Annotated in this window: 9 protein-coding genes; 4 read left to right on the top strand and 5 right to left on the bottom strand. The window is 67.4% G+C overall.

Annotated elements, in window-relative coordinates; translation table 11 throughout:
- Positions 1 to 3: 3 nt before the first annotated feature.
- Positions 4 to 1557 carry a tannase/feruloyl esterase family alpha/beta hydrolase gene (locus FBZ87_RS17745; RefSeq protein WP_186454826.1) on the bottom strand — a complete coding sequence of 518 codons (1554 nt, stop codon included), beginning with the start codon at positions 1555 to 1557 and terminating at the stop codon, positions 4 to 6.
- 280 nt (positions 1558 to 1837) lie between these two features.
- Between FBZ87_RS17745 and FBZ87_RS17740 the strand changes: the two genes are divergently transcribed.
- The 3 genes from FBZ87_RS17740 to FBZ87_RS17730 are packed head-to-tail and all read left to right on the top strand — an operon-like array spanning position 1838 to position 4817.
- On the top strand, positions 1838 to 3145 hold the full coding sequence (locus FBZ87_RS17740; RefSeq protein ID WP_145611819.1) for a CitMHS family transporter: 1308 nt from the start codon (positions 1838 to 1840) through the stop codon (positions 3143 to 3145).
- Between the two features lie 26 nt (positions 3146 to 3171).
- On the top strand, positions 3172 to 4521 hold the full coding sequence (locus FBZ87_RS17735; RefSeq protein ID WP_145611817.1) for an acyclic terpene utilization AtuA family protein: 1350 nt from the start codon (positions 3172 to 3174) through the stop codon (positions 4519 to 4521).
- A complete protein-coding gene (locus FBZ87_RS17730; protein ID WP_145611815.1) occupies positions 4518 to 4817 on the top strand; it encodes an AtuA-related protein in 300 nt (99 codons plus the stop codon). The genes FBZ87_RS17735 and FBZ87_RS17730 overlap by 4 nt, the downstream gene beginning before the upstream one ends.
- Here FBZ87_RS17730 and FBZ87_RS17725 read toward each other — a convergent pair.
- Positions 4755 to 5729, bottom strand: coding sequence for a LysR family transcriptional regulator (locus tag FBZ87_RS17725; RefSeq protein ID WP_145611813.1), 975 nt, complete (start codon positions 5727 to 5729; stop codon positions 4755 to 4757). The genes FBZ87_RS17730 and FBZ87_RS17725 overlap by 63 nt on opposite strands.
- A 312-nt stretch (positions 5730 to 6041) precedes the next feature.
- Between FBZ87_RS17725 and FBZ87_RS17720 the strand changes: the two genes are divergently transcribed.
- Complete coding sequence (locus FBZ87_RS17720) at positions 6042 to 8735, top strand: TonB-dependent receptor plug domain-containing protein (protein ID WP_186454825.1); 2694 nt, start codon at positions 6042 to 6044, stop codon at positions 8733 to 8735.
- 54 nt (positions 8736 to 8789) lie between these two features.
- Here the strand turns inward: FBZ87_RS17720 and FBZ87_RS17715 are convergent, their stop codons facing one another.
- From FBZ87_RS17715 to FBZ87_RS17705, 3 genes are all read right to left on the bottom strand, one after another.
- Positions 8790 to 10319, bottom strand: a complete 1530-nt coding sequence (locus FBZ87_RS17715) for an AMP-binding protein (protein ID WP_186454824.1) — start codon at positions 10317 to 10319, stop codon at positions 8790 to 8792.
- Positions 10320 to 10375: 56 nt separating this feature from the next.
- Entirely contained in the window at positions 10376 to 11188 is an 813-nt protein-coding gene (locus tag FBZ87_RS17710) for a p-hydroxycinnamoyl CoA hydratase/lyase (RefSeq protein ID WP_145611810.1), read from the bottom strand.
- 63 nt (positions 11189 to 11251) lie between these two features.
- Positions 11252 to 12238 (bottom strand): AraC-like ligand-binding domain-containing protein, encoded by a 987-nt coding sequence (locus FBZ87_RS17705; protein ID WP_145611808.1) that lies wholly within the window; start codon positions 12236 to 12238, stop codon positions 11252 to 11254.
- Positions 12239 to 12487 lie beyond the last annotated feature (249 nt).

Genomic DNA, 12487 nt, shown 5'->3' with positions numbered 1-12487 from the left:
CCGTCACCGGCAGGTGAAGTTCGCCGCCTCGTCGCTGGAGCCTTTGCCGGTCCAGTGGGCGACGGCGGGGTAGGGGCACAGGGGCCGGGTGCGCAGCACGGCGGAGGTGGGGTCCAGGTCCTTTTCGTGTTTGGCCGCCACCAGCCGGTCCGGTGCCTTGCCCTGTTCCACCCAGGCGCGCAGGGCGGTTACGGCATCGAAACGGTTGGGACCTGGCCCCCCGTAGCAGTGGCCCATGCCCGGCACCATGAACAGACGGAAGTAGCCGCCCAGCCGCGCCCGGGCCTGGGCCGGATCCGACGTGCCCGCCACGGCCTGGTAATACTGGATGGGATAGGTCTGGGCGTTCAGTTGGTCGGCCCAGCCCTGGCTCATGATCAGTTTGCCGCCCCGCGCCTTGAAGGCGGACAGGTCGGGCGACACGGCGGTGATGGTGGCGCCGACCTTTTCGTCCGTCAGCGTCACGTCCCGGTCGAAGTCGAAGTCCTTCCAGCGCCAGGACAGGTTGTCATAAACCATGTTCTGGAACAGGGGGATGACGTAGGCCTCCAGCAACTTGCCCTGCTGCAGGTCCCAGCCCCATTCACTGCCCGGCACCAGGCCGGGATATATCGCCTCACCCGTGCGCGGGTTGCGCGGGCCGGCATAGAGCGCGCGCACGGCGGCCACCTGCGGCGCCGTCAGGCAGGCCGTAGTGTCCGTGGCATCAGGCTTACATTGCAGCGCGGCGGGGTCGAACCGGCAGGCCTGCGGATTCTCGATCAGCCCGTCCTTGACGCCGTCTGCGGCGTCGCAGGCGTTCAGCACCGCCTGGTGCAGCAGGGTCAGCTTTTCCGGCGCCAGGGTGCTGGCGGGATCCAGCAGCGTCGCCCGCGAACTCCACAGGAAGCTCATCATCAGGCGGGTGTAGTTCATGCCCGGTGCGCCGGCGTGGATGCCGTCATAGTCGCCGGGAAAATACTCCGCCTCCGTCATGGCCTGGGCGCCGCCGGTGGAGCAGCCTTCGAAATAGGCCTTGGCCGCCGGCGTGCCATAGCGGGCGGCGACAATGGCCTTGGCTGCAACGGTCATGCGGTGGATGGAGTTGTGGCCCCAGTTGGCCAGTTGGGTGGGGTCGTGCATCCAGTCCAGGCGGGTACCCGGCTTGCCTTCCGCCGGGCCATGGCCCGTGTCGGTGCCGGCCACGGCATAGCCGGCGCGCAGGGCCGGCCCCATGGCGTAATAGCTGAAGTTGCCGGCGAAGCCGCCGTTGCCCACGCCCTGGAAGCGGCCGTTCCACGCCGTTTCGGGCAGCCAGACCTCCACCTTCACATCCGTCTCGGCCATGGCCGTCACGCGGCAGAAGGCGGGCAGGTTGGGGAAGGTGACGGTGCCGTCAGGCGCCTTGTAGGGGCCGGCAGCCACGGGCTCGGCCGACAGGATGCGCGCTTCGGGCAAACTTCGCCTGGCCAGGCTGGCGCAGTCTGTGGTTGGGGGGGCCGCCTGGGCCGCTTGTGTCGTTACGGCCCATGTGAGCAGGGCACCGGCCGCCGCCCCCGTCCAGGTCATCACGCGCATGCTCATCCTCCCCAGCCTGTTCCCGTGTTCTGTTCCCGGGAATGCCACGGCGGAAGGGTGGAAGGAATTAGATTAACTTTATGCGATTGATAGATTTTGATTATCGCTGCCGCCCGACCCCGGCGGGCCGGCGCGGAATTCATTAAACTTTACTATCGCAAATATAGAACAAATCTATTTCCCTTATCGGGTCCTGCTCCTTAACCCTAGGGATCCAACCATCAGGCGCCAGGGGCCACGACGTCCGGGCTGAACCGGACGCGAGAGAAGGGGGAGAGGCATGATCGCGGTACTGGGTTTCGGCACGGTCACCGTCCTGTTCCTGGCCATCCTCAGCAACCGGCTGTCGCCCCTGGTGGCCCTGATCGTCGTGCCCGTCACCGGGGCGCTGCTGGGCGGTTTCGGGCTGGAGACCAGCCGGTTCATCCTGGACGGCATCAAGGCCATCGCCCCGGTGGCCGGCATGTTCGTCTTCGCCATCCTCTATTTCGGCGTGGTCACCGACGCCGGCATGCTGGACCCCATCATCAGCCGGATCCTGCGCCTGGTGGGGCACCGGCCCTGGCGCATCACCGTGGGTGCCGCCTTTTTGGCACTGCTGATCCATCTGGACGGGTCGGGGGCGGTGACCTTCCTGGTGACCATTCCCGCCATGCTGCCGCTGTTCGACCGGCTGGGTATGGACCGACGCATCCTGGCCTGCGTCACCTCGCTGGCGGCGGGGGTGAATTTCCTGCCCTGGACGGGCCCCATGATCCGCGCCGCCGCCGCCCTGCACCTGCCGGTGTCCGACATCTTTCGGCCGCTGCTGCCGGTGCAGGCGGCGGGCCTTGCCTTTGTCTTCGCCGCCGCCTGGTGGCTGGGTCGGCGGGAGGAACGCCGTCTGTCCCTGGTTGGATCGGGGGCCGGCGCCGGGCCCGTCCCGGTCGCGGAACGGCCGTTGACGGCGGAGGAGCGGGCGTTGCGCCGCCCCCGGCTGTTCTGGCTGAACCTGGCCCTGACGGTCGCCGTCATGACGGTCATGGTGGGCGGCTGGGTCGATCCGGTGGTCATGTTCATGCTGGGCACGGTGGCGGCCCTGATGCTGAACTATCCCGACGTGGCGGAACAGCGCCGGCGGGTGGACGCCCATGCCAAGGCGGCGCTGATGATGGCCGGCATCCTGCTGGCCGCCGGCGCCTTCACCGGCATCATGCAGGGCAGCGGCATGCTGAAGGCCATGGCCGGCGCGGCGGTATCCGTGATGCCGTCCGGCATGGCGGGGCACATTCCCGTCATCCTGGGCGTGCTGTCCATGCCGCTCAGCCTGCTGTTCGACCCCGACTCCTTCTACTTCGGCATCCTGCCGGTCATCGCCTCGGTTCACGGCAGCCTGGGCGGCCAGCCCGTGCATGTGGCGCAGGCCGCCGTGCTGGGCCAGATGACCACCGGCTTCCCCGTCAGCCCCCTGACGCCCGCCACCTTCCTGGTGATCGGGCTAACCGGCATCGGCCTGGGGGAGCACCAGAAATTCAGCATTCCCTACCTGTTCGGCGCCACGCTGCTGATGACGGTGGTCGCCGTCGTCATCGGCGTGCTGCCCCTGTAGGGACCCGCGACCAGGAGGCATCCGCGTTGAAACGCGTCAGACTAGGCACCGGCGCCGGCTATTCCGGCGACCGTATCGAGCCGGCGGTGGAACTGGCCGAGGCGGGGGACATCCGCTATCTGGTCTTCGAATGCCTGGCCGAACGGACCATCGCCCTGGCCCAATTGGCCAAGCGGCGGGATCCCTCCGCCGGCTTCGACCCCCTGCTGGCCGATCGCATGGCGGCTGTCCTGCCCGCCTGCCGGCGCAATGGCATCACCATCATCACCAATATGGGGGCCGCCAACCCCCATGCCGCCGGCGCTGCCGTCGCTGCCGTTGCCCGATCCCTGGGGCTGGGGCCGTTGCGCATCGCCATCGTCACCGGCGATGACGTGACGGAGATCATCCGCGCCCGCCAGGACCTGACGATTGAGGAAACCGGCGCCCCGGTGTCCAGCCTTTCGGACAACCTGGTGGCCGCCAACGCCTACCTGGGGGCGGAGCCCATCGTGCGGGCGCTGAAGGATGGGGCCGACGTGGTCGTCACCGGCCGGGTGGCCGACCCGTCGCTGTTCCTGGCGCCGCTGGTGCATGAATTCGGCTGGGCGGCGGATGATTGGACGCTCATGGGCAAGGGCACGCTGGTCGGCCACCTTATGGAATGCGCCGGCCAGGTCAGCGGCGGCTATTTCGCCGATCCCGGCTACAAGGACGTGCCCAACCTGGCGCGCCTGGGCTTTCCCATCGCCGAGGTCGCGGCCGATGGCGCCGTTACCATCACCAAGGTGGCGGGCAGCGGCGGCCTGATCACCGGCGCCACCTGCCGGGAGCAACTGCTGTATGAGGTGCACGATCCCGCGCGCTATCTGACACCGGACGTGGCGGCCGATTTCAGCGGCGTGTCCATCACCGAGGCGGGTCCCGACCAGGTGAGAGTGGATGGCGGCGGCGGGGCCGCGCGGCCCGGCAGCCTCAAGGTCTCGCTGGGTTACAGCGATGGTTACATCGGCGAGGGCCAGATCTCCTACGCCGGTCCTGGCGCCCTGTCGCGGGCGCGCCTGGCCCGCGACATCGTGGCGGAACGCCTGCGCATCATCGGCGTGCCCTTGCGTGAGCTGCGGCTGGACCTCATCGGCGTGGACGCCATCCATGGGCCTGAGCTGTCGGCCGCCGCCCCCGAACCCTATGAGGTCCGCCTGCGCGTCGCTGGCCGGACCCACACCCTGAAGGATGCCGAGCGCATCGGCAACGAGGTGGAGGGGCTGTACACCAACGGCCCGGCCGGCGGCGGCGGCGCCACCAAGATGGCCAAGGAGGTCATCGCCGTGCAGTCGACCCTGATCCCCCGCGACCTGGTCAGCCCGCAAATCCATATGTTGGAGGTTCAGCCATGAAGCTGCGTGACCTGGCCCATTCCCGCACGGGCGACAAGGGCAACACCTCCAACATTTCCGTCATCGCCTATCGGGCGGAAGATTACGCGCGGCTGGAGGCGGCGGTGACGGCGGAACGGGTGCGCCAGCACCTTGGCACCCTGGTCCAGGGTGAGGTCATGCGCTATGCCCTGCCGGGGCTGGGGGCGCTGAACTTCGTCCTGACGCGCACGCTGGGCGGCGGCGTCACACGCTCATTGGCCTTGGACGCCCATGGCAAGTGCCTCAGCTCCGCCATCCTGGACCTCGACATCTAGGCACGGGGCCGAAGGCGTGGCGCAGGAGTTGGCCGCCGCCAGCAGCACCTTGGTGAATTCCTCCACCGCGGGCAGCAGCGAGCTTCCCCGGCGCTTGATGATGACGATGCGGCGGACGAAGCCGGCATCGTCGATCGGCCGCGTGGCGATGTCGGCGAAGCCCCGGATCTCGATGGCGGAGGCCGGCAGGATGGCCAGGCCCAGGCCGGCGCGCACCATGCTGACCGCCGTGGACATGTAGGTCGCCTCGCACGCCGGGGTGGCGATGGAGCCGGCAGCGGCGAAGGCCTCGTCCACCAGGCGGCGCACGCTGGTGTCCTTGTCCATCAGCACCAGCGGGAACTGGGAAATGACGGGGACGGAGGCCAGGGGCAGTTCCCCCGCCGCGTGGCCGCGGGGATAGACCAGCACCATGCGGTCCTCGAAGACGTCGATGGTATCGAGGTCCGGCTCATCGACACCGCCGACGCCAATTCCGAAATCCACCTCCTCATTGCGGACCATGGCCAGCACACGCTTGCCCACGGCATCCTTCAGCACGAAGGAGACGCGAGGGTTGCGGGCGCGGAAGTCCGCGATCAGCGCCGGCAGGGGCCCGGCGGCGAAGCTGGGCAACACAGCCACGCGGATGGTGCCGCGCGGCTCTTCCGAAAATTCCCGGATGTCGGCCATGGCGCCGTCGAAATCCTTCATCAGGCGCTGGAACACGGGCAACAATTCCTGACCCACGCGGGTCAACTGCACCGATCGGGTGTTGCGGTCGAACAGGCGCAGGCCGATTTGGTCCTCCAGCTGGCGGATGCGGATGGTCAGGGCGGGCTGGGAAATGTTCAGCGCGCCGGCGGCACGGGTGAAGCCGCCGAGCCCGACCACCGCCAGGAAGGCGCGGATCTGCCGAAGATTGACATCCATATAAATTCCTTATCACGGCAACCACATTCATCACAATCGTTGCCATGCCGATGGCGGCGGTTTTGTGATGGTTGCATTGATAAGTGCAGTTTATTAATGCATGTAAAAAACAAATTTTACAAATCTAACGGCCCCTACAATACTCCCCATGAATAGAGAAGGCGATGCCGCCGTGGGCCGGCATAAAACGCCAATCGGGGAGGGAAAATAATGAAAATTGGAAGTGTATCCGCGCCTGGATTTGCAGCTCATCTGCGGGCGACCGCTTCGGTCGTGGGGCTCATTTCTTTGTGCGCTGGGGCCTATCCCGCCATGGCCCAGCAAAAGGATGCGGATTCGACCGACGATGGCATCGCGGAGATCGTCGTCACCGGCACCTATCTCAAGGTGAAAAGCCAGGCCGATATTCCCGACCCGACCCAGACCCTGGACCGCGACGCCATCAGCCGCTCGGGCGTCAGCAACCTCAGCCAACTGACCAACCTGACCCCGGCCAACATCGGCAGCATGGGCGGCGCGCAGGATCTGTCCAAGGGCGGGCCGGAAAACCACGGCTCCCGCTCCGCCAACCTGCGCGGCCTGGGTCCGTCCTCCACCCTGGTGCTGCTGAACGGCCATCGCACGGCGGCCACGGACACGGACAGCAACCTCAACCCCTACGTCAACCTGAACGCCCTGGTGCCGCTGATCGAGATCCAGCGGGTGGAGACGGTGCTGGACGGCGCGTCGGCCCTGTACGGCTCCGATGCCATCGCCGGCGTCATGAACTTCATCACCGATGACAAGTTCAACGGCGTGGCCGCGGGCGGGCAGTACACCTTCATCGATGGCGCGCCCAAGTATCTAGCGGAGGGCATGTTCGGCGGCGGCGGCGACCGCTTCCACGTCGTCGGATCGTTCAGCTACGAACACCAGAAGAACCTGCAGAATTCCCAGCGCCGGGTGACGAACTTCTACAGCCCCTCGGGCACGTCGCAGCCGGGCAACTTCATCCTGTCCTCGGCCCCGCACACGGCCAGCGGCGGCGACGTCGTCATCAACAACGGCGTCAACGGCGCCATTGATTATACCCAGCTGTACAACAACACCGTGGCGGCCCGCGTCGCCGCCGGGGCCAACCCCACGGTGGCGGCCACCAAGAACGTGCAGGTGGCGGACCCCAGCTGTGATGTTCCCGGCACCGGCGGCGTGTTCGTGGGCAACAGCTTCCCCCTGGGCGCCTGCCAGTTCAGCTACCAGGCCATGAACCCCATCCAACCGGCCTACAAGCAGGTGCTGTCGCATGTGCGCGGCACCTATGACCTGACGGACACCCAGCAGATCTTCTTCGAAGGCCGCTATTACTTCCAGGATTCCGACCGCTACGGGGTGGCCAGCACGCCTATCACCCGCGGCAACATCATCGTGCCCGCCAGCAACCCCGGCAATCCCTTCGGCGTCCCCGTCACCTTCCTCGGCCGTGTCATGGGCGTGAACGGTCCCCATGACGACGATAAGACGGATTTAACCGGCACCCACCTGGTGCTGGGCGCCAAGGGCAAGCTGTGGGGCGATTGGGAATATTCGCTGGACGGCGTCTATTCCCGTGAACAGCAGGTCTACGACGTCAAGGAAACCGACCTGGTGTCGCTACAATACGCCGTCAACGGCTATGGCGGCGCCGGGTGCCCGGTGTCCTTCAACGGCACCGCCAGCTTCGCCCCCGGCACCAACGGCTGTTCCTACTTCAGCCCCTTCGGCAAGGACCAGAAGGTCAACAGCCAGGCGGTCATCGACCAGTTCTTCACCTACACCACTTCGCGCACCGTGTCGGAATACATGATCGCGGAGGGGGTGGTGACCGGGAAGCTGTTCGACCTGCCGGGGGGCACCAGCGCGCTAGCCGTGGGCGGTCAGTTCCGTAACGAATATCGCTCCATCCTCTATGACGCCTTCCGCACCAGCGGCCGCACCGCCTACCTGCCGCCGGGGGTGTCGGGATCGGGCACCCGCCAGATCGGCAGCGGCTTCGCCGAGCTGGGCCTGCCCATCCTGAAAGACCTCTATGTCGACGGCGCCATCCGATATGAGGATTACGGCCCCTTCGACAGCGTCGACCCCAAGATCGGCGTCAACTGGCATGCGACGCCGGAACTGACCCTGCGGGCCGCGGCCAGCACCGCCTTCCGCGCCCCGGCCCTGGCCCAATCGGTGGGCAGTGCTGCCACCGGCGGCACGTCCAACCTGTATGACCCGCTGGTGGCCGGGGACAAGGGTACCTTCCGCAACGTCAACACGGTGCCCAACAACAAGCTGCAGCCGGAAACCTCAACCAACTACGATCTGGGCATCACCTGGAACCCGATCCGCCACGCCGAGGTGTCGGTCGATTACTGGAACTATGACTTCAAGAAGAAGATCGCGCTGCAGAACGCCCAGGCCGTGATCAACGCCGACCCGACGGGGCCGGCCGTCATCCGCGACGCCAGCGGCACGCTGGTGGGTGTCAATGTCGGCTATTTCAATGCCGGGGCGGTCACAACCGACGGCATCGACGTCTCCGCCGCCTATACCTGGGACCTGGACGGTCATGAAGTGACCCTGCGCAGCACGCTGGCCTACATCCACAGCTATGAGATCCAGAACAATCCTGGCGGCCCCATCTATGAAGTGGTGGGCCACCGCAACGCCAACAGCTTCGCCCCCGTCACGCCGCGCTGGCGCGACAACACCTATCTGACCTGGGAACACGGGCCCCACACCGCCACCCTGACCATGCGCTACACCTCCGGCGTGGTCGACGATTACGGCGTGAACCTGGGGGCGGCCAGTTCGGCCACGGTGGGGTCCTGGGTGGTGTGGGACGCGCAGTACGCCTTCCAGGCCACGGATGCCGTCCGGGTCAGCGTGGGTGCGGTCAACCTGCTGGACCGCGACCCGCCCTGGGCCAAGTTCACCGGCTATCTGCCCAGCCTGGAGGATGCGCTGGGCCGGCAGGTCTACATCCGGCTGGACACCAAGTTCTGAGGTGAGGGGCGGGCTGGCGGTCCGTCACCGGGCCGCCAGCCTTTTCCTTGGGTGTCAATCCGCCGCCGCCTGCTGCCGCAGCACATGCTTCTGCACCTTGCCGGATCCGGTGCGGGGCAGGCTGTCCACGATCAGCACCCGCTGGGGACGCTTGTAACGGGCGATGCGGCCATCCAGGTGGGCCAGCACCTGCTCCGGCGTCACGGTCTGTCCCGCGCGGACCACGACATAGGCCCAGCCGGCCTCCCCCCAGCGCTCGTCCGGCACGCCGATGACCGCGACCTCGGCCACGCAGTCCAGCTCCATGACCGCCGCCTCCACCTCCGCCGGATAGACGTTTTCCCCGCCGGAGATGAACATGTCCTTCTTGCGGTCCACCAGATAGTAGTAACCGTCGGCGTCCCGCCGGGCGGCATCGCCGGTGCGCAGCCAGCCGCCCAGGTGCGCCAGCGTGGGCAGTTCCGGCCGGCGCCAGTATCCGGCCGACAGGTTAGGGCCGCTGATCCACACCTCCCCCACCTGGCCATCGGGCACGTCCCGCCCTTCGTCGTCCACCAGGCGCAGGCGCACCGTGGGGCCGGGGATACCGGCCGACCCCGCCTTGGCGGCAATGCGGTCACGATCGCCCAGGGGCATGCCCAGCACGGTCCCCGCCTCGCTCATGCCGTAGCCATCCGCGATGGTAATGCCATCGTCGCAGAAGCGCTGGATCAGGGCGGCCGGCATGGGCGCGCCGCCGGTGCACAGGGCCACCAGCCGCCGCAGCCGCGCCGGGTCATAGTCGGGATGCTGGCGCAGCGTCTGGGCCATCTGCGGCACGCACATGTAATGGGTGACGCCCAGCGCCGGGTCGGCCAGGCGGGTCAGGGTCGCCGCCGGTTCGAACCCCCGGGACACCAGCAGCGTGCCGCCGTGGGTCAGCGGCGTGCGCGCCAGCGATACCAGGCCCACCACATGGAATAGCGGCATGTCGCACAGCACGACGGAACCGCCGCTGATCCTGTTCATCAGCCCGAAATTGATGGTGGTGAAGAACAGGTTGGTTTCCGTCAGCAGGGCACCCTTAGGCCGGCCGGACGTGCCGGAGGTGTAGAGCAGGGTGCTGGGCGCGTCGGCATGGGGCGGGCCGGCCGGGCGGACGGGGACGGCCTGGTCCCAATCGGCTTCGGCCGACGCCAGGGTCATGACCCGTGTCCCCGTGCCATCCGCCGCCCGGCGGGCGGTCTCCAGGAACTCGGCATCGGCCAGCAACAGGGCGGGTTCGGCGTCCTGCACCTGGAAGGCCAGTTCCGGCACGGTGAGGCGCCAGTTCAGCGGCGCGAAGATGGACCCCAGCCGCGCGCCGGCCAGATGCAGCACGATCATGGCCGCATCGTTGCGGCCCAGGACGGCGATGCGCTGGCCGGCGGGGGCGCCCAGCGTCGCCGCCAGCCAGGTGGCGCAGCGGTTTACCGCCTGGTCCAGCGCGGCATAGGTGTACCGCCGGCCACTGGTCAGGTCGGCCAGGGCCAGCGTGTCCGGCTGCGCCGCCGCCTGGAAGGCGACCGGATCCGGTGCGGGCAGGAAGGAGGGGGGCACGGTCATGGCGGCGGGCTTCGCGGTTGCCGAGGGGGATGGACGGGGGAAAGGGGAAGGCGCCCTCATCCCCGCCGGTAGGCGCCCAGGCCGGGCTTGTAGCTTTTCTCGTCGATGAACTGGCGGATGCCTTCCTTGCGGCCGGTGTTGTCATGGAAATTGGCCGCCTCCTGCGCGCGGACCAGATAGTCCTCGGCATTATCGTAGGTCATTTCCTTGACCCGGCGCACCGCGTCCTTCGTGGCTTTCAGCGCCGCCGGGTTCTTTTCCAGCAGCATCCTGGCCACCTGCGTCACCCGGTCCTGCAACCGGTCCAATGGCACCGCCTCGTTCACCAGTCGCCATTCGGCGGCCTTCTTGCCATCGATCAGTTCACCGGTCAGGGCATGGTACATGGCGTCGCGCAGGGGCATCAGGTCGACCACCACCTTGGTCGCGCCGCCACCGGGCAGGATGCCCCAGTTGATCTCTGACAGGGCGAACTTGGCCTCCTCGGCGGCGATGGCCAAGTCACAGGCGTAGAGCGGGCCATAGCCGCCGCCGAAGCACCAGCCGTTGACCATGGCGATGGTCGGCTTCTGGTACCAGCGCAGGGCCCGCCACCAGCCATAGCTTTCCCGCTGCGACTGGCGCACGGCGCCCAGGCCTTTGGCCTCCGTCTCGCGGAAATATTCCTTCAGGTCCATGCCGGCTGACCAGGCGCTGCCCTCACCCGACAGGACCAGCACGCCGACGTCGTCGCGAAACTCCAGCTCGTCCAGCACCTCCATCATGCGGCGGTTCAGGGCGGGGTTCATGCAGTTGCGCTTTTCAGGCCGGTTGAAACGCACCCAGGCGATGCCATCGGCGACATGGTAAGCAACGGTATCGGCAGTCATGGTCCTGTTTTCCTGTCACGGGGTCGCACGACCCCTTTTTGGTTGGTTAATTCGATAATGGGGTCAGGCGGCGAACCGGCCCGCGCGGTAGGCGCGGGGGCTGACGCCGAAATGGGCGCGGAAGCTGCGGCTGAAGTGGGAGAGGTCGTTGAAGCCGACATCGTAGGCGATGTCGCTGATGGTGCCGCCGGCGGTGTAGTGCGCCTGTCGCAGCGTGGTGGCGGCCAATTCCAGGCGGCGGCTCAGGATGTAGGCGGTCGCGGTGGTGCCCAGGCTGGCGAACGCCATCTGTACATAGCGGGATGAGATGCCCAGCGCCGTTGCGATGCGGGCGCTGTTCAGGCAGGGGTCGCGCAAATGGGCGTCCACATGCCCCCGCACCTGCCGGGTCCAGTGGGCCAGCGCGCCCTGGACCGGAACGCCGTCGCCGTCCGGGGCCGGCTCACACGCGGCGTCGCCCCGGCAGGCCAGCGCCAGTACGTCCAGCAGGATGTCGGCCACGGCGCCGGTCCAGCCCGGTTCCGTCGGCAGATCGGCCTGCGGCGCCAGGGAGCGCAGCAGCGACAGCAGCATGCGGGACTCCGGCCGGTCGGCCCCCATGCGCACCCCGACCAGGCGTTCCGGATCCGGCACCCGCCGGGTCAGCAGCGACTGCGGCAGCTTCACCACCAGCATCTGGTTGGTGTCGGCGAAGGCGATGGAATAGGGGCTGCGGCTGTCGCACAGCGTCCAGTCGCCGTCGTTCAGCCAAGCCTCGCGCCCCCCTTGACGGTTGAGGCTGCTGCCCCGGTGTTGGGCGTGGATCTTGAAATAGGGTTCCTCCGCCGCCTGCGGTCGGCCCTGCGGCAGGCGGCACACCTTGGCCGGGCTGGAATTGACATAGGCGAAGTCCAGCCGCCCGAGGGGCTGGCGGACGAGATGGGCGGTGAAGCCTTCATCCCGGGGATCGACGGCCACATTCGGAAAGGCCTGGGCGACGATGTCGTTCCAGCACGCCCGCCGCTGTTCCGGCGCTATGGTGTCCACGGAAAAGCGCTCCATGAGGCCCATGGCTCTTTTTCCTCCCTGTTTCGGACATCCGCGGAATGGGCCGCTTGCCCACCGGAATGCCGCTTGCCGTCAGCATAGCCATGATTGTTATATGACACAACAATTGTGATGACGAAAATGTCGCCGCGACGCTGGCCGGGGCTTCTTTTCGCCCCACGCCAAGTTCCTTTCGCCCGGTGCCAAGAACTCCCGCCCACGCGCATGGTTAGCTGCGTCCAGCGGCCCCTCGGGGCCCGCATGCGGTGCGTT

Source organism: Nitrospirillum amazonense (assembly GCF_007828035.1).
In the GTDB taxonomy this organism is placed as follows: domain Bacteria; phylum Pseudomonadota; class Alphaproteobacteria; order Azospirillales; family Azospirillaceae; genus Nitrospirillum; species Nitrospirillum amazonense.
Note: the sequence above shows the minus strand (reverse complement) of the source record. Positions and strands in the feature narration are given on the sequence as shown.

Coding starts and splice junctions, on each gene's coding strand:
- FBZ87_RS17710 (WP_145611810.1), bottom strand. CDS start 11,188: ATGACTGCCGATACCGTTGCTTACCATGTCGCCGATGGCATCGCCTGG.
- FBZ87_RS17715 (WP_186454824.1), bottom strand. CDS start 10,319: ATGACCGTGCCCCCCTCCTTCCTGCCCGCACCGGATCCGGTCGCCTTC.
- FBZ87_RS17740 (WP_145611819.1), top strand. CDS start 1,838: ATGATCGCGGTACTGGGTTTCGGCACGGTCACCGTCCTGTTCCTGGCC.
- FBZ87_RS17730 (WP_145611815.1), top strand. CDS start 4,518: ATGAAGCTGCGTGACCTGGCCCATTCCCGCACGGGCGACAAGGGCAAC.
- FBZ87_RS17720 (WP_186454825.1), top strand. CDS start 6,042: ATGGCCCAGCAAAAGGATGCGGATTCGACCGACGATGGCATCGCGGAG.
- FBZ87_RS17745 (WP_186454826.1), bottom strand. CDS start 1,557: ATGCGCGTGATGACCTGGACGGGGGCGGCGGCCGGTGCCCTGCTCACA.
- FBZ87_RS17725 (WP_145611813.1), bottom strand. CDS start 5,729: ATGGATGTCAATCTTCGGCAGATCCGCGCCTTCCTGGCGGTGGTCGGG.
- FBZ87_RS17705 (WP_145611808.1), bottom strand. CDS start 12,238: ATGGGCCTCATGGAGCGCTTTTCCGTGGACACCATAGCGCCGGAACAG.